This window comes from Agrobacterium sp. GW821-FHT02D03 (assembly GCF_059421725.1).
In genome coordinates, this window is the sequence record NZ_JBWKVN010000003.1 from 1 (window position 1) to 18001 (window position 18001).

Sequence of the window (18001 nt, forward strand, 5' to 3'; positions counted from 1 at the left end):
GTGATGTACCTTTGGCGGGTTGAAGTCGGCAAACCGGCAATTGCCCGCCAAGAGGAAATTATGGCGATAGCGGAACGAGCAGAAATGACAGGTGGACAGAAGGAAGATGCCGGCAGCAAGATCGCGCGGCACGCAAGCCTTTTGTCCCAGCAATTGCAGGAACTCCGCACGCGCATGTATCCTCCCAAGTCGGAGAAGAGCCTGCGTCCATTCCTCACAAATGAAGTTTCCAAGCTTACTTCCATACCTGATTCTACTCTCAAACTCATGTCGAGTGAGGGTCGCGGGCCTCTGCCGGGCCGCCTTGAAAACAATCACCGCGTTTACTCGCTTTCCCAGATCAATGAGCTCAGAGAGTTCTTTGCAGGCCAGAAGCCGTCTGAAGCGCTCCGCTTCTCGCCACGGCGGCGTCCAGGTGAGCATCTCCAGGTTATCGCCATCGCAAACTTCAAAGGCGGTAGTGCGAAAACGACGACCTGTGTCCATCTAGCGCACTATCTTGCTCTGCAGGGCTATCGCGTGCTTGCACTCGATCTCGATCCGCAGGCATCCCTATCGGCTCTGTTCGGCGCGCAGCCGGAGTTTGACGTCGGTGCAAACGAGACCATCTACGCAGCGCTGCGTTACGACGAAGCGGAACGGCGGCCGATCCGCGACATCATTCGCAAGACCTATTTCGATGGCATCGACCTGATCCCAGGTAACCTAGAGGTCATGGAATATGAACACGAAACCCCGCGAGTTCTGGCGCAAAAATCTGGGTCTGGCGCGATTTTCTTCGAGCGTCTGAAGCTTGCCCTCGCCGATGTCGATGAAGATTACGACGTCGTCATTCTGGATACTCCACCCTCTCTCGGCTTCCTGACGCTGAGCGCGATCTACGCTGCCACCAGCATGATTATTACCGTTCATCCGGCGATGCTCGATGTGGCATCGATGAGCCAGTTCCTTTTGATGATGGGCGACTTGATCAGCGTCTTGAACGAGAGTGGCGCCAAGCTCGATCAAGACTTCATTCGCTATCTGGTCACTCGACACGATCCCAATGATGCGCCGCAGTCGCAGGTCGTTGCTATGATGCGTCACCTGTTTGGATCGGACGTGCTTCTGCCGACTCTGATCGAAAGCACTGCGGTAGAGGCAGCAGGGCTCGCGAAACGTTCTATCTACGAGCTTGAGATGGGGCAGATCGGCCGTGATACGCATAAGCGCGCTCGTGAGGCGGTCGATGCCGTCAATGAAGCGATCGTAAAACTCATCAACAATAGCTGGGGGCGGACATGACCTCTAAGTCGTCGCGTAAATCTATCGTTGCGAATTTTGGTTTGCTGTCGGCCGAGCTCGAAAATCGGCTCTCCACGACTTCGTCTGAGACGCCTCAGCAGCCAGTTGCGCCAGTCCCAACGCGCGTCGGCGCTGGTGTTATCGGCGCCGCGCATCGGGCGATCGACGACATAAAGTCCGAGCGTGATCGACTGAAAGCGCTTCTGGAATCGGGTGGTGGCGCAATTCGTGAGATCGATCCTTCCATGATCGACCCGTCGCCATTTCCCGATCGTCTACCGGATGACGACGCGTCGGATTTCGAGACGTTTCGCAACTCGGTCAAATCAGAGGGTCAGAAGGTCCCTATCCAGGTTCGCCGGTCCCCGTCGTCTCCAGATAGATATCAGGTTATCTATGGCCACCGCCGTCTACGCGCAGCCAAGGAAATCGGGATTCCGGTCAAAGCCATCGAAGTCGAAATCTCCGATGTCGAACTGGTTATTTCGCAAGGCATTGAGAATGCCGACCGGCAGGACCTTACCTGGATCGAGCGTGCATTGTTTGCTTCCCGCATGGACGACGCCGACGTCAAGCCACGCGATATCAAGGCCGCGCTATCCATAGATGATCCTGAACTTGCGAGAATGCGTGCCGTCTATCGCACTGTTCCGCTAGACGTTATCGAAGCCATCGGTCGGGCTCCGAAGGTTGGACGTCCAAGGTGGGCTGAGTTTGCCAAAGTCTTTTCTGAGCAAGCCGAGTTGCATGATCAACTGCGCTCAGCGCTTTCTGAAGCAACAACTAAGCGCCAGGCTTCTGACCAGAAGTTCCTTGCGGCTTTCAATGCCTTGCGGACATCGCAGCCAGCTCAAAGCAACGGCACCACGATTGCAAACACTGCTGGGCAAGAGCTCGGTAGGTTCGTGCGGACAAAAAAAGACATGCGTATCTCTGCCAGCACCGCGCGCGGCGCAGAATTCCTCTCGTTTATCGAGGCGACGCTGCCCGAGTTGGCGGAGCGCTTCGACCGTGAGCGATCGAAAGACTAATCTGGTTGCGAGGCAACCGAGAAACTGACTTCAAAGGAAGGAAAACGCGCAAAAGAAAAAGGCCCCCGAAACGTTGCCGTCATGGAAGCCCTTCTCGATGTGTGACAACGAGAGAATCGCATTTCCCTGAATCCCAGTCAAGAGAATTTGGCACCGTTTTGGTGAGCGTTCTTCTTTTGCCTTTTTGATGGGGCGAGGACATGGAAGACGGACAGGTATCGACGCCTTTTGGGCGGCGGCCGGTAACGCTTGCGCTTGTGAAGCGGCAGATAGCCACGACGAAAATCAAGCAGGGCAAAACAGTCGACAAATGGAAGGTCTTCCGCGACGCGTCCGAAGCGCGTGAGAGGCTGGGGCTACAGGATCGCAGCCTTGCGGTGCTCGACGCGCTGCTCAGCTTCTACCCGGAAAACGAATTGCGCCAGGACGCCCAACTGGTCGTGTTCCCTTCAAACATTCAATTGTCCATTCGTGCTCATGGCATTGCAGGTGCAACGCTGCGCCGGCATCTGGCTCTTCTTGTCGAGGCGGGCCTGATCATTCGCAAGGACAGCGCAAACGGCAAGCGTTACGCGCGCAAGGACGAAGATGGTTCGATAGAACACGCCTATGGTTTCGATATTTCACCGCTTTTGACGCGTGCGGAAGAACTCGCTTTGCTCGCTCAGCAGGTCGCGGCGGAGCGGTTAGCGTTTCGTCGAGAAAAAGAGGCCCTGACCATCTGCCGGCGCGACATCCGTAAGCTGATATCTGCTGCACTTGAAGAGGGTGCTGTCGGTGACTGGGTTCGAATGGAAGAGCGCTATCTTGACCTTGTTAGACGGATTCCACGCAATCCTACCCTCAACGACCTGAGGAATATTGCCGCTGAGATGAGCGTTCTGCGGCAGGATGTACTCAAACTCCTGAATTTCGAAGATATTTCTGCAAATACGAGCACCAATGATGCTCATAATGAGCGTCACGTACAGAATTCAAATACCAAACCCCTTAATGAACTTGAACCTAGCTCTGAAAAGGAGCAGGGAGCGAAGCCGAGCGAGAAGAAGCGAGCCGAGAGTGTGCCGATTAAGGCGTTCCCTATCGGACTGGTACTTCGGGCTTGCCCTGAAATTTCCAACTACGGTCCCGATGGCCGGATCAGTAACTGGCGCGAGCTTATGACTGCCGCGGTCGTGGTGCGATCGATGCTGGGTGTCAGCCCCTCCGCGTATCAGGAGGCGTGTGAGGCGATGGGGGCGGAAAATGCGGCGGTCACAATCGCCTGTATCCTTGAGCGCGGCGGTTATATCAATTCGCCTGGCGGATATTTGCGAGATCTCACCAACAGGGCCAAACGTGGCGAGTTTTCGCTAGGGCCTGTACTCATGGCGTTGTTGCGTGCGGCCGGGCAGTCGGACAAGGCAACGGGATGAAAGATCGCTCGTTGGTAGTTCGGAGGCTGTGGCGCGGCGGTTCATTTTGAGCGCAACCGATAAAGTTACCATTGGAAGGGACCGGCTGATGCACCGTCGTCACAGCATAATTCGAAACAATCGTCTGGAGCACCGGGTTAGCTGGATTAATATTGACGCTAGCTCCGTGCCAAATGACACTCGGACCGTGACACTGACGAATAAATTCATTGCTGAACTAGTGTTTGATGCCAACAGACTTGGCCTTTTAGACACGTATCAAAAGCGACGGATGCTTGAGCGGGCAGTGGCGACGATCCGCGACTTACGCGAAACGATTGGCATGCCGTCGGGTCCCGGTCGCGACCGAGTTCTCGACATTCACACTCTCGCTCTCTCTATCGAAAATGGATGGCACAGCGAGGAAGAAGTCCGGGATGCTTTCCTTCGCGCCGCCGGTATGATCCGAGACCTCCATATCATTCTCTCGAGCAAAACCGAGATCAGCTTCGTTGAGTCTGCCGAGTAGAAGGCCCGTCGGCGTGACGGCGGTTTTTTGAGGGAAGTTTGGCCGTTTTAAGCAAAGTTGCGGCAATTGGTGGTCGCGAAAGCCGAGGAATACTCTTGAGTTGCAGCCTGGATGCGGGAGCCTAACTAGGCTTAACATCTCGTTGTAGCTTTTCGATATGCTCGTCGCACACGAGTCTCACCAACTCCAACAGATGCGCGGTCCGCTCACCAAGCCAGACGAGCGCCTCCTCGGTGATTTTAAAATGCTTAGAATATCTCGCTTTTACATATGCTTCATTGATGGTGTTGAACATTGCGCGTTGTCTGTGGTGATCCCTAGGAAACGCGTCCACCAGTCGAAGATCCTGCTCTTCAGCTAGCGATCGAAGGAACTTCACGTTGTGCGAGGGCGGACCGTAATTTGTGAGGGTCAACAAGACACACGCGTAAGCTTGCTCAATCGTCTGATGCAAACTGAAGGCAGACCAATTTGACCAAGCGCCTCCAAGTTTTCGCCATTGCTCCAATTGAAACCGAGACGTTTCCAGAACAACTTTTGCCTCTGAAAATCTTTGAGCGAAGTGGTCCTGCGCCGCATTCAATCGCTCCTCCGCAGTGAGTAGTCTCGGCTCGGCTAAAGGCTCGTCATCCAGTTCATAGAGAGCGATACCGTCCTTGCGAATATCCGAGAAGAAGAAGTTGCCCTTCTTCAGCTCTGTGTTCACCTCGCGCAGTGAGTGGACGATGAACTGCGTCGGCGTTTCGATGAAGCTGTCACGAATGATCCGGTCTGCCGCCTTGTACCAATAGGTGGCATGGTCGGTCAGTTTGCGATTGTTGACGATCACCAGCAAATCGAAATCCGAGCGATAGCCCTTCATCGTATGCGGCTCATCGACAAAGGTGCCGCGGGCGTAGGAGCCGAACAGTATGATCTTGAGAATGCGTCCGCGCTTCTTGAAGTCGGCCGTGCCTTCGTTCAGCGCATCGTCGAACTCCTCGTGCAGGATCTCCAGCGCACGCGCGAGCTCTCGCTGCTTTCTATGCGGGATATGATCGAGGGAGGATTTCATCATGGGAACGGGGTCTGACTGGCTTCCGATTGTCGCCGCGATGTCATCGCGCTGGTGGTATCCATGGACCTTATACGCTTCGCAACATTCATCAAATGGCAAAAGTGCTCAGCTATTTTTGCAAATCAACCAGTGATTTCAGGCTTTTCAGATATAATGAAGCACTTGAACGGAATCGAACTGTCGACCCATAAAATTCTTTCCCAAACTCATCTGCGTGCTGCGTCAAGCTATTGAGTTTCAGGCCATAACTCGCCAGCCGCAGTCATGAGTTTGGGTGTTCCGGCAGCAATCCAAGGAATGCCAGATCCGGTACGGGAACCAATGCGAACGTCGAGGCCGGCTTCGCGGGCGAGAACCGCCCCACCTGCGATATCCCACATGGTGGTCAATTTTTGGAGATGCCCGTCGAAAATGCCACGTGCCGCGAAGGCGAGCCCGATGGATGTGGAACGGATCGATTCCACCACCCAGCCCGCGTGGCGGAGACCGACGTTGAGCGCTGCGACCTCCTCGGCATCCGCTGATGCGCTATCACCCAAAGACATGACTTGCACATCCTCAAAGAAGATATCGCGGTTTATTGCCCTACCGTTCAAAAGGAGACCCGTTCCATCCGCGGCGGCATAAACCTCTTTCAGGACCGGAATAGCAACAACACCAAGTTCCGGGCGCCCATTACGAACGAAACCGAGTGATATGCCCCACAGGGGAGAGCCTCGCAGAAAATTCGCCGTGCCGTCAATCGGATCGATGATCCAGTAAGCATCATCCGCATGTCCACCCATTTCCTCGCCCAAAACAGTCTCGCCCGGAAAAACCGCATCCAGACGCTCCCGGACGAGGCGTTCGACGCTGGTATCAGCCTCGGAGACGAAATCCTGAACACCTTTGGTCTTGGTTTCTATGCCACTGCGCGCATGGAAGAATGTCAGAGCCAGCGTCGCTGCCTCTTCAATGATTGCGACAGCGTTGGCCAACCGTTCGTCTTGCATCGCCATCATTGAACCACCACTGTTTCGTGGGTCTTCAGCCAACCCTTGAAGGCATCGACTTCGTCGGTCTGGATCGCACCGACACCAGCTAGCGCAAGTGCGCCCCAGACGTTGTCGGGCTCGCTAAGTGCGCGCGAATCGTTGAAATCAAGGCAGTATGAGACGTCGAGCGTGTTGATCCAGAGGCGGATATTCTGGCGCTCCAGCTCTTCACGACCTGCGGCAAGGTCTGCAATATCTGTGAACTTCACTTCGATCATAGGTGCATGAAGCGCTTCGATCTGGCGCAGGTCGTCTGTGAAGTGGCCGGAACGCACTTTGAACATGGGCATATGAGGAATTTTACCGAACCAGTCCGCATCGAGAATATCGAAATATGCCGCTTGCGGGTCGATGTCCGTTTTGACGAGCACCTGGTCTTCAATACCGAGCCGCAGCACCGTTTCCATGACCAGAGGCAGGTCACGTGTGAACTTGGTGTCGATGTTGACGGTGATCTTGCCGCGGGTTTCTTCGAGTAGTTCTTCCAGCGTGGGAACACACTCGTCGGTGATTTCGGCGTCAGCACCTCCTGCCCCAACCCGCAGCTTCGCCGCTCTAACGACATCGAATGGGAGCTCGCCGACAGTTCCGGTCCCACTCGTTGTTCGGTCGAGCGTCTCGTCATGAATGACGACTAACGTGCCATCTGCCGTCGCTTGAGTGTCGATTTCGATCATATCAACGCCAGCGGCAATCGCTGCACGGACGGAAGCAAGCGAGTTTTCTGCCGTTCTCGTCCAGAACCCACGATGGGCTATCGTGAGGATTCCCGGGTTGCTGCGTGAGCAGATGGACAAGACATTACAGCTATCGCCGACAGGACTGGAGGCAGTCATTATTGCAGACATGGTTTCGACTTTCAGATGTTGAAATCAGGTGTTGAGGAAGGTCAGATTTTGCCCATGCCCGCCGCCATAAGGTCGTCACGCAGGATACGACCGGCAATGACGAAGACGATGAGTGCTGGGAGAAGCAGGATGAAAGAGACGATGGAGGCGAGCGGAAGCTGCATCGAATAGGGATCGAGATACATGTAAAGCTTGATCGGCAGCGTCTGGACCACCGGCGCGCCGACGATGAAGGATTTATCGAATTCCTCAAAGCTGCCGATGAACGACATGAGGCCACCGGCAAGTAGGCCGGGTATGGCAAGCGGCAGGATGATGTGGGTGACGATGCCGACCGTGCCTGCACCAAGAGAGCGCGCGGCGTGGATAAGATCGTCGGGAATGGTTTCAAGCGCCGCCGTCATCAAACGGATCATCAGTGGCAGGGTGCCAACGATCTGCACAAGGATGACCCCCGGTACCGAGTACGCAAGACCCAGCACAAGAAATACCTGCCCTATACCCACGGCAACGACGAGGCCCGGAATGATGATCGGCGCAAGGATGAAGATTTCGACCAACCGCTTCAGGCGAAATGGAAACCGTGCCATGGCCCAGGCGGTGGGTAGGGCTATTGCGGCTGTTGCGAACGTGACGACGATGGCGATCACGATGCTATTCAAGGCAGCCTGAATAAGATTGGAATCCTCCAGAACGCTTGCCCAGCGTTGCATCGTGTAATCTTTGGGTATCACAAGCGGCGGCGACCAGCCGTCTGCAATGCTCCACAGAAACATAAGCGCAAGCGGGACGGCGATGGCCAGGCCCAGCGCCGTATAAAGTCCTATCGAGACCCAAAGGCGATCTTCTTTTTGGAATGCCCGGCGGCGAGGAATGGCAACCGCGTTTGTTACTACGGCGCTCATTGGGCATTCTCCCGGATCTGACCGATGCGAGACGTAAGCGTGTAGTAGGCGAGCAGGACAAACACTGCGAACAGGCTCAAAACCATTCCCATTGCATAGACCTGATTGAAGCGGCCCTGATTAAACTCCTGCACCATCAAGACCGAAAGCGGACGAGCCGTCGGTGGCCCGACAATGTCGGGGATGGCGTAAGACCCCATGGACCCGATGAATGTCAGAAGAATTGCGGCAGTGATGCCCGGCATAGCGAGTGGAACCTCGACAAAGATAAAGGTCTTGAGACGGGACGCACCCAATGTGCGCGACGCATATCTGATGTCTTCAGGAATGGCGGCGAAGGCACTTGTGATGATGAGCGTCATGAATGGTATCTGTTTCCAGACACTGGCAAGAATGACGCCAATACCCCAGTCGTCGCGCACGAGTTTCGGCAGTTCCAGCCCAAGCGGAGCGACGAGACGATCCAGAAAACCGCCGCGTTCGAAAACGACGATGATCATCAGGCCGACAATAATGCCAGGCACCGCCATCGGCAATTTGTAAAGCCCGCTGAAGAGCTTGCGACCGATGAAGCTTTTACTGATCAGAAGTGCCAGCGGCACCGAGACTGCAAGCGAGACGATGACCGGCATGACACCGTAATAAATCGAGGTCCTCAAACCACGGATCATTGACGGCCGCGTGAAAATCCGCTCGTAGAGAGACAAAGTGAAACTGCCATCTTCGAGCCGAAAGCTACCGAGCAGCGCTGATAAAAGCGGTCCACCGAAAAAAAAGATGAGATAACCGACACCGGGTGCCAACAGCACGAGCAGTTGAACGCGCCGGGCGCGAAGAAGGGTTTGCATTATGCAGCCTCCCTGATCGAAGCATCGTTCAGAAGGTGCACGACGCCGGGGAACTGGAGCGATACGCTACGTCCTGCGTCGATCAGATGGTCTGCACCGGATTGGCTGACACGGACCTGCGTCTGACCGATCTCCACCGTGTAAAGTGCATTGGCGCCCATGAAAGAAACGGCAGAGACCGTACCGGTACCGTTCTCGTCGGCTGTAATCGCGATGTTCTCCGGGCGCACGGAAATCTGCACTGGCCCGATGGCCGTCTTGTCGAGGTTGACGGATTGATGCCACGGCAACTGCGCCTGTGTTCCATCCGCATCGACGTGAAGCAGGTTGGTCTGGCCAAGGAAACCGGCAGTGAAAGCATGTTTTGGCGCACGATAAAGCTCAAGCGGCGTCCCCACCTCCACCACCCGCCCGGCATTCATGACCACGATCCGGTCTGACATGGCCATGGCCTCGGCCTGATCATGCGTGACATAGATACTTGTGGCACCAATCCGCCGGTGGAGCTGCGTCAATTCATGGCGTAGCGTATCCCGCAATTTGGCGTCCAGGTTGGAAAGGGGTTCATCGAACAGCAGCAGACTTGGTTGCATGACAATGGCGCGTGCGAGCGCCACACGCTGCTGCTGCCCGCCCGACAATTGTCGCGGCATGCGGTCAGTAAGGCCGGAAAGATTACAAATTTCCAGCGCGTGGGAGATGCGACGTGCGCGCTCATCCTTGGCGATCTTTTTCATCCGCAAACCGAAGCCGAGGTTTTTGGCGACCGACATATGCGGAAACAGCGCATAGGACTGAAAGACCATGGCAATGTCCCGCGCCTCTGGCGGAGCCGTGTCGATACGCTTGCCACCCAGCCATATCTCACCACCGGACTGTTCGCTGATGCCCATGAGAATACGCAGCAGCGTCGATTTTCCACAGCCCGAGGGGCCGAGGATGGTGACGAATTCACCGCGTTCCACATTGATGGACACAGGATGAAGGGCACGACTTACGCCATAATCCTTGGTGATATTGCGGATTTCAAGTTCGCTCATGACGATACTCCTTCCCTGTTCCGCGCGTCGCAGGGCCACGGACTTTCAGAAAAATGCCAATGGCCTGCTGTTCAAGACGTCGTTACTGGTTCAACACTTTTTCATCGAGTGCTTCGGCAAGAGCTGTCGACATGTCCCAGAATGCCGGAACGGAAAGCCTCGGATAGACATCCTTTGGAAGGACATGCACCTGCGTTGCCTCGGGCATCAAATCGTTGGTCACATCCAGACGTGGGGAGCGTGAGGCCTTGTTTTCCAGCTTCCAAAGCTGGAACTCCCTGCTCATCGCCATATCGATCAGCAGTAGCGCGGAGGCGACATGTTTGGCGTTGGCGGGAACGAAGATCGCGTCGCCGGAGCCGACCTGACCTTTTTCAAGCAGCGTCAAACGGAAGGTTTCCGGCAATTGCTTGGTGCCGAGGAAGCTCATCACCTGATCCTCCCAGACCGTGCCCATATAGAGCTGCTGATTGTTGATCAGGTTCAGCGTATCGGCGTTGCCGTTCGTCAATTCCGCTACAGCAAGCAGACGACGGTAGTAGTCCCAGACAGGTTGGAGGCAATGGGATGTCATCGCCCAGTCCTGGGCCTGCTGAAGAGTCTTGTTGTAATCGGTCAGTTGCTTGCGGCATTCACCGCTCAGATAGTTGAGAGCAACGGAGTAGATGAACCCGCTGCCCGATCCGCCCTTCGCAGGCAGTGTCACACCAAGTCGCTTAGGGTTCTTTTCAGCCCATGCAAGAAGATCATCAAAGCTCTTGGGCACGTCCTGCACCTTCACGAAGGCCGAGTCATAACCAACTGCCGTCTGGTTGAGGTGGACCAGCGGAAAGCTGCCGCCATGCGACTTTCCAAAAACGGTCTCGGCAAGGACCGGATCGTAATTGGCCATATTGGGCAGTATTTTCGTCAGCGGAATATTGCCCACCACACCTTTGGTAGACAGCAAGGGATAACCACCACCGCCGGCGAAATAAGCATCCACGGGAGAATCCTGCCCGGCTGACTGAACCGCGATCAACTGCTGATTTGCCTGGTCGCCTTTCACATCACTGTAAGCAACCTTGATACCGTATTTTGTTTCGAACCGAGTGATCAGCTCCTTCCATGTATCTGCGAAGCTTCCCGCAAAATTATACATGGTGACTGTTCCTTCTGCTTTGGCAGCGGGAACCACGATTTCGTAGAAATTCTCGCGCGTGACTTTGGCAAGATCGAAGTCGAGGTTTTTCATATTCGTTTCTGCCGACAGGCAAGGCGCTGCCGTCGTTGCCAGCGCAAGCGCGGCAATCGCAATGGACTTCATAGGCATTGGTAGCTCCTCCTAGGGACCCGCTGTTCACTGGCTCCCATTAATACACTTTAGGTGTAATATTTATGACAGTCCAGTGAAAAATGCTTTCACAAGCGCGTGCGCTGGTTGCGACCACCCCGTTGAGCCGCTATCCAAAGTCCATGACCATTGATCAAAACGCGTGCTCCATCTATGATCGCCAGCCGCTGGCCAGCGAGAACGAACGCCTCATTCTGAATATCGTGCGCCGCCATGGCCCGATCTCTCGGGCGTCGATCACTGGCCACACGAACCTGACGCAGCAGTCGGTGCATCGTCTGATTGAAGGGTTGCTACAGCGCGGGTTTCTGCGCACTGGGGCTGCGCCGAAAGGCACCCGAGGCCAGCCGAGCCCCAACATCGAACTGGTGCCGGAAGCATCCTATTCTCTTGGCATTTCCATCAACACCGATTCTGTTGTGATCTGCATTGCCGATTTCCGCTGCGACATCGTGGTCGAGGAAAAGCTGAACATGCTCCCAAGCGACCGGGAGAAAACACTAGCCGCGCTTTCTCTCGCATTGGAACGCTTGCTCGCGGACCACGGCGTACCACGCGAAAAGATGATTGGCCTTGGCTTCTCGATGTCAGGATTTTTTGTATCGCAAGACCGCGCCTTTAATGCGCCGGAGCCCTTACGAGACTGGTCGCTGATAAATCTGAAACCAATACTTGAAGACAGGTTCCGCCTGCCTGTCTGGCTAGAAAACAATGCCACAACCGGGGCGATCGGTGAAAGCCTACGCGGCGTAGGCTCATGGTGCCAGACCTTTGCTTATCTATCATTCAATTACGGTTTTGGCGGAGGGCTTATTTTGGGTGGCCAGCCGTTTCACGGCTTTTTCGGCAATGCTGGCGAATTCAGCGGTATCTATAATCCGGACGAATCTCCTAAGCGGCCAGCCCTGCAATATCTGATCGAGACACTGCAAAGGAATGGCGTTGACATACAGTCTATCGAAGCGCTCTATCAGAAATTTGATCCAACCTGGCCCGGCGTGGAAGAATGGCTTGATCAAACCATGCCTCAGGTGGACCGATTGGTTGCCAGTCTGATCGCAGTCATCGATCCTCAAGCCATCGTCTTCGGAGGACAGTTGCCGAGAAAGCTCGGCCAAATGATGATCGCGCGTGTCCACATGCCCTCGGAGCGAGAACACCGCTACGGCGTCGGCCCACAGGAGGCCAAATTGGTTCTCAGAGAGACCGCAGGCGATCCTGCCGCCATCGGCGCGGCATTGCTGCCTTTCAGGATGCGGTCGTTTAAGTAGTGGTATGATCGTCTAGATTGTTTAAACGTGTCCAACCCCAAAACTACATTTCGATTTGCTCGCCTTGAAGAGATTCGAACCGCCGCCCTGAGAAATTACTACAGGAAATCAAGGTCTACGCCCCAAAATCGACCAGATAGCACCAGACCGGCGATCGGGCCCTACACTCCTGGTTTCAATCCACGGTTTGGCTGCGCGAAATTCTTTTCAGCCCATAAAGCTAAGTTCTTGTTCCGTTTCGCTTTAACGGAGTTGCAACTCATTGTAGAAAGGCATTTATCAGAACAAATGCAGCTGCCGCGCGAGGACAGATGGAGACGAGTGACCAACCTTTGCCGAAAGAGGACCCCTGGGCTCTTGTAAAACGGCGGATGAGCCGACCGTGCAGGCAGCGGACTTTCTATGTCGTTCTGGTCCTCGGTATTCTTATTCTTGGATATTTGGGCGTTTGGATCGAGGTGAAGAACATTCTATTTTTCACGCCGACACCGGAACACGCGCATCCAAGTCTCGGACCCTTGCGCTTAGCGTATGCGACCGCGATTCTCGCCGTCGGCGTCCCATGCCTGATGCAGTTCGCGCTGTCGATGAACAAGATGGCCGTAGTTACTGCCTTCGTCCTCGCGTTCCTGGTTGTTTGCTCTGCCTATTTTTTGTCAGCGGCCAGTGAATCCATCAGACTGACGCACTTCCTTGGGATATGCGGTCTGTTGGTCGCGACGCTGTCCTGGTGGCTAGCCAACGGCGAGGACGACTTGTTTCAGGACCGGGTCAACCCCGATGCGGCGTCGGGAGGCAATCCAAACCGCGAGCTTTCGGGCGGCAACAGTGGAATTAAACTATGAACGATCTGACCGCCTTAAACCCGACGTTCCCGATGAGGATCAAAGCTCTTAAGATAGAGCAGCCCATCGGATCTTTCTTTGCGGTCGTGTTAAGCGCCCGGCTGCTTCTGCAACTATCTTACACAAAAGCCGTATCCGCAGCACTCGACCCCGTCACTGGCGGGTACAGCATCGAAGGTACGCAGCGCCTTCAGGATCCCCGACGGCTCAAAGCTATTGCTAGCTACATCAATCAGGTTGACGCAACTTTCCCGAACTCCATCATCCTTGCAGCAAATTTTCGCCGGGATGAGGCCCGCGTCGAGGGAGATCTTGATACCGATCTTCCGGAAGAGGGCAATGAGCAAGCGGCCGCCATCGAGTATGCAAACCGCTGGCGGATCGAGGCGACCCCGATAGCCGACGGCAACGGCAATGTCATCGACGAAACGTATGAACTCGTCATTCCAACTTCCGAACAGCTCGCACGTGTAATCGACGGACAACATCGTCTCTTTGCCTTTGCCGAGGCGGACCCGGCACGGTTGGATGAACAGCTTCTTTGTGCCGTCTTTATCGATCTTCCACCCCCAATGCAGGCAACGATCTTTGCCACGATCAACTCGAACCAAAAGCCGGTGGACAAGAGCCTGACTTATGAGCTCTTCGGCTACAATGTTTCCGACGAAGGCGAGAACGAATGGTCTCCGGAGAAACTTGCAGTTTTTCTTGCCAGACGTCTTGCGACCGACCCAGACTCGAGTATGAACGGCCACATCGTGGTGGCGCCGCGAAACGATTTCTCGTCGGCTAAGATGATTGCAAAGTCAGAGATGAAGATCTCTTTCGCGACGATTGTCGGTGGAATCGTAAGACTCATCAGTTCCAATCCTAAAACTGACAATGCTTTGCTTCGCCAATCCCGGCATATGAAAAGGTCGTCTTTGCCGGAGGGAAGGACCAACGGACCACCGTTCCGCAAGGCCTATCGCGAAGGCGATGACGTCCTGATTTACACGGCTACGCGCAATTTCGTGAACGTCGCGAACGAATTGTTCTGGAAAAACCCCGCGCCAAACTCATTTATTCGCAAGACGGTCGGCGTGCAGGCGTTGTTTGATCTCTATCGGGAGATCGCTGGTCCGATGCTCGATCAACGGGATCTGTCGATGGAGGCATTCCGCCAACGGCTAAAGCCCGCCGCTAATGTCGATTTCGGGCATATTCGGTTTCAGAACGCCTCGGGTTCTAATCGTACGGCAATCCGTCGCATTCTTCGCGCGAACCTGGGGCTCTTGCCGGTGTCCGATCTTCCCTTCGAAGATCACCAGTTCGTGGGCGGTTAAAGTCAAAGCAGCAAATAGCAGGCAACATGACGAACGTCGCTTTGAACGTGATCGAAGCCAGCCGACATCTGAGGATTACGCCGGAGCTCCTATATTCCTATGTAAAAAAGGGCGCCAAGGGCGGCGAAAGTCGGAGGCTTCCGGCGGGAAGCAACGCTGGCGAACTTTTGTTCGAGAGGAGCGAACTTGATGAGTATGACCTGTGGCTTAGAGAGCCATGGCCGTCTCCGGCTGGTGCTCGTGCAGCGGTACCAAAGCATGTCGTCGACTATCTGAAGGTCGAGTCGGGGGGAATGTGCCCGCTCTGCCAAAAAGGAAGTCCTTTCGACAACGCTCACATCATCGATTGGTCGACAAGCCACTCGAACCATCACCACAATCTCATTCGCATTTGCAAGAACTGTCACGGCAAAATCGACACCGGAGTGATAGATCGTGCTGTGCTCACCGCACTCAAGGAAGACGCGATCGAGCGGGTACAGCGTAGACTTAACACCGGCCGTTCAGTGGCTCGATGGCCGATCGACGCTGCGCCACCACTGTGTCTGGAGCTTTTGGGACGTGACGAAGAACTCGATCTCGCGCTTAACTGTATTCGTCTCGGCGAAAGCCTGCTTGTTCATGGCATCGGCGGCATCGGGAAGACACAGCTCCTCTTGCACGCCTTGCGGCGTTCGGCGTCGAACCGGCCTGTCGTCTGGGTGAATGTCGACACGATGCAAGGTTCGCTGACAATGCGTGAAGCCCTGATTTCGCAAGCGCGTACAATGGGGATCGAGATCGAGGACGGCTGGCCCCGCTTCGATCAGGTGCGGGCTTGCATCGTCTTTGACGGGATCGAAAAATTGGGAGCCGGCACAGACGAAATCACGGATCTCCTTGAGGGATTGCTGTCGCGTAGCCGGGATGCTCTCATCATTGTCACATCACAGGTCACGCTTCCTTCCTTGCGTTTCGAACACGTGCTGCCGATTGGTCCGCTCGACGATGACGTTGCGGTCAAAGTCATGAAGATTGAAGAGTCTTCGAGCCCGCAAACGGATGCATTGCTCGCGTTCGCAGATGGCCATCCGTTGACGCTACAAATTTTGGCTGCACTGCTCCGGCATTTTGAGTCACCCACCCCTGTCCTTGATGAGCTCAACCGTCTTGGTGCCGAAGCGGTCGCCCTTCCGCGTCGCCGTCTCCAGCGCGAGACAACCTCGCTCGTTCATTGCCTGCAGCTTGCCTATTCGGCCTTAGGGCCAAGTGAGAAGCGGCTCCTGTGGCTCATCGCAGCAAGCCCCGCCGGGGTCCGCCCGGCTCTTCGCAAATTAGACCGTCTCGTCGGCGCCGACTATCGACAGGCCGCAGCCGAACTTCGTGCTTGGAGCTTAATTGAACTGACTGAAGATGAACTATTCCGCAATTCGTCTTTATCGAGTGCTGTCTACACGATGCTGTCACCGGTGCGAGCATTCGTTCACCATGCATCCAGGCAAGGTGAAACAGACATAAATCTCGATCTCAAAAGGGCTTTCTGCACCAGTCAATGGGTTGTAACCATGTACGCGCAGGGCCTGCAGCGCCAGGACGACGATGGCTCCATCGTCCTCGGAAGGCAGTTCATGGGCCGCGAATTGCCCAATGCAATCGCGGCGTTCGATCTTGCATCGACGCTCGCCGACCAAGGCGAGGAGTTTGCGGATGCCGCGATCGGGCTTGCCAACTCTCTGATGATGACGCTGTTCATGACTGGCCTCTTTGCGTTGGGACAACGGGTCATGGCGGGTGCTAGCGAGGTCGCGATCGTCAATGGAAAACTATCGGATGCCGTCCAATTCCTGCTCCAGGCGCAATCGCTCGCAGAGCGGGATTTCAATTTTAAAGCCGCGGCAGCTACTCTCGAACAAGCCGAATTGCTGGCCAAAGATGCAGAAGGTGAACCACTGGCGCTTTTGCGCCTCATGCAAGCAAACAATGCCGAAATAAAGCATGACCACGAGACAACCGTTCTGCGAGCAAAAGAAGCTTACGACATTTTGAGAAGTTTGAATGGCTCCAAGGGAAATTGGGTACGCGATGCCGCTTTTCTGCTAGCGCGCGGCCTGGAATTTTCCAGCCGCCCCGACGAAGCGCTCCCTTACTATCAAGAATGTCTCGAACAGACTTTCGAGGAGGGAGATCCGCTTAACCGTGGTTCGGTTCTGCACCATATCGGCAATTGCCATGCCCACAGCGAGCGATGGCAACATGCAATGCATGCTTATCGGCAAGCCGCCGAGCATTTTTCCGAATTGGGCGTCGTCGAGTTCACGAGTAACGCACTCGGCGAGGCTGGTCATATTTTGCCACACCTCGAGCCTTTGATCGGATTGCCCAATCGCGAGACGATCGAAGCAGGCCTAGACGACATCATCAATGAAATTTCGGAGCTTTTTTCGAACGAAGAATTTGGTGGCAAGAATCCGCGCATCGTGTTCCGAAAATGTGGAGGGATTATCGCGCTTGCTCTTCATACTGGACATCGCGACCTGCTTGGCGAAGCCGCGTCCACCCTGCACACGCGCCTGATTGCGCCGCTCTGGGAAGTATCCTCCGAACTGCCTGAGCAGTTGAGCTCACTCGTCTGGAATGTCCAGTGGATGGTTCGGCTCATGCAGTTTTTCGAATTTGCCTTTGAGCGCGAAGAGGATTTCACCAGCGACGGGGTCTTTGTCGCGTCACTTATTGCGTCTTTTGCGTTCGTGCCGGACGCCACGTTAGCCGCGGCGTGGATCGCATCCTATCTCAAACGCAGATGCAACATGCAGGAAATCGGTCCCAGCAAGGTTCTCGAATTCATGAATTTGCGACAAGACGATGCTGCCGTCGAGGAGGCCCTTACAGCCGCTCAACGCAATGGAATCGATCCTGGTTGGCTGCGCTAGCGGTCGACCTATTCGTTTGAGTTCGGTCCAAGAAGGGATCGCAGCAGTTCCTCAAAGCGGATATCTTCCTGCCGTTTTGCCCTTAACTCTTCGCCCGTCGGTTCCCGGAAGCTCTCTCCACCGCATTCCGGTTTACGGCATCGCAACGTTGCCCGTTCGTGACGTGTTGCGCACCGGAGGCAGATCTTGAATGACATTGCGGGCCCTCACGTAGAAACACGCAAAGTATAAGCGATATCGCTTATTGCCTCAATAACCGATATCGCTTATTACTGCGCGAAGCAATTTGACTCGTCATCTTGCTTCGGATATCTCCCGGGAATGGGGCGACCACCTTTGAACGTCAAG

General features: G+C 55.1%; 15 protein-coding genes. 8 read left to right on the forward strand and 7 right to left on the reverse strand.

Annotation, left to right across the window (positions count from 1 at the left end; genetic code table 11):
* The 4 genes from repA to AC07U5_RS21690 form a co-directional block, all read left to right on the forward strand.
* A partial coding sequence (gene repA / locus AC07U5_RS21675) for a plasmid partitioning protein RepA (protein WP_494724304.1) occupies positions 1 to 1284 on the forward strand: 1284 nt, incomplete at its 5' end.
* Positions 1281 to 2315 (forward strand): plasmid partitioning protein RepB, encoded by a 1035-nt coding sequence (repB, locus tag AC07U5_RS21680; RefSeq protein ID WP_312931107.1) that lies wholly within the window; start codon positions 1281 to 1283, stop codon positions 2313 to 2315. The genes repA and repB, both read left to right, overlap by 4 nt.
* A 200-nt stretch (positions 2316 to 2515) precedes the next feature.
* A complete protein-coding gene (gene repC / locus AC07U5_RS21685; protein WP_312931106.1) occupies positions 2516 to 3730 on the forward strand; it encodes a plasmid replication protein RepC in 1215 nt (404 codons plus the stop codon).
* A 187-nt stretch (positions 3731 to 3917) separates the two neighbouring features.
* Complete coding sequence (locus AC07U5_RS21690) at positions 3918 to 4238, forward strand: hypothetical protein (RefSeq protein ID WP_113327799.1); 321 nt, start codon at positions 3918 to 3920, stop codon at positions 4236 to 4238.
* Positions 4239 to 4359: 121 nt separating this feature from the next.
* On the opposite strand, the gene AC07U5_RS21695 is transcribed toward AC07U5_RS21690, so the two are convergent.
* The 7 genes from AC07U5_RS21695 to AC07U5_RS21725 all read right to left on the reverse strand — a co-directional run bounded on the left by AC07U5_RS21695 (position 4360) and on the right by AC07U5_RS21725 (position 11282).
* Positions 4360 to 5295, reverse strand: a complete 936-nt coding sequence (locus tag AC07U5_RS21695; protein WP_313557574.1) for a nucleotidyltransferase and HEPN domain-containing protein — start codon at positions 5293 to 5295, stop codon at positions 4360 to 4362.
* A 227-nt stretch (positions 5296 to 5522) separates the two neighbouring features.
* Entirely contained in the window at positions 5523 to 6293 is a 771-nt protein-coding gene (locus AC07U5_RS21700) for an inositol monophosphatase family protein (protein ID WP_312930903.1), read from the reverse strand.
* Entirely contained in the window at positions 6293 to 7177 is an 885-nt protein-coding gene (locus AC07U5_RS21705; RefSeq protein ID WP_062597772.1) for a glycerophosphodiester phosphodiesterase family protein, read from the reverse strand. Before AC07U5_RS21705 ends, AC07U5_RS21700 begins: the two co-directional genes overlap by 1 nt.
* Before the next feature lie 41 nt (positions 7178 to 7218).
* Positions 7219 to 8082 (reverse strand): ABC transporter permease, encoded by an 864-nt coding sequence (locus AC07U5_RS21710; protein ID WP_062597773.1) that lies wholly within the window; start codon positions 8080 to 8082, stop codon positions 7219 to 7221.
* A complete protein-coding gene (locus tag AC07U5_RS21715; RefSeq protein WP_062597774.1) occupies positions 8079 to 8930 on the reverse strand; it encodes an ABC transporter permease in 852 nt (283 codons plus the stop codon). The genes AC07U5_RS21710 and AC07U5_RS21715 overlap by 4 nt, the downstream gene beginning before the upstream one ends.
* A complete protein-coding gene (locus tag AC07U5_RS21720; protein ID WP_062597775.1) occupies positions 8930 to 9970 on the reverse strand; it encodes an ABC transporter ATP-binding protein in 1041 nt (346 codons plus the stop codon). The genes AC07U5_RS21715 and AC07U5_RS21720 overlap by 1 nt, the downstream gene beginning before the upstream one ends.
* An 82-nt stretch (positions 9971 to 10052) precedes the next feature.
* Positions 10053 to 11282, reverse strand: coding sequence for an ABC transporter substrate-binding protein (locus AC07U5_RS21725; RefSeq protein WP_062597776.1), 1230 nt, complete (start codon positions 11280 to 11282; stop codon positions 10053 to 10055).
* Between the two features lie 143 nt (positions 11283 to 11425).
* On the opposite strand from AC07U5_RS21725, the gene AC07U5_RS21730 reads away from it, so the two are divergent.
* The 4 genes from AC07U5_RS21730 (at position 11426) to AC07U5_RS21745 (ending at position 17653) form a co-directional block, all read left to right on the forward strand.
* On the forward strand, positions 11426 to 12574 hold the full coding sequence (locus AC07U5_RS21730) for an ROK family transcriptional regulator (RefSeq protein WP_312930949.1): 1149 nt from the start codon (positions 11426 to 11428) through the stop codon (positions 12572 to 12574).
* A 311-nt stretch (positions 12575 to 12885) separates the two neighbouring features.
* On the forward strand, positions 12886 to 13419 hold the full coding sequence (locus AC07U5_RS21735; RefSeq protein WP_494724305.1) for a hypothetical protein: 534 nt from the start codon (positions 12886 to 12888) through the stop codon (positions 13417 to 13419).
* Positions 13416 to 14744: a DGQHR domain-containing protein gene (locus AC07U5_RS21740; protein ID WP_494724306.1), complete on the forward strand. Its 1329-nt coding sequence runs from the start codon at positions 13416 to 13418 to the stop codon at positions 14742 to 14744. Before AC07U5_RS21735 ends, AC07U5_RS21740 begins: the two co-directional genes overlap by 4 nt.
* A gap of 26 nt (positions 14745 to 14770) precedes the next feature.
* On the forward strand, positions 14771 to 17653 hold the full coding sequence (locus AC07U5_RS21745) for a hypothetical protein (RefSeq protein ID WP_494724307.1): 2883 nt from the start codon (positions 14771 to 14773) through the stop codon (positions 17651 to 17653).
* The last annotated feature ends 348 nt before the right edge of the window (positions 17654 to 18001 follow it).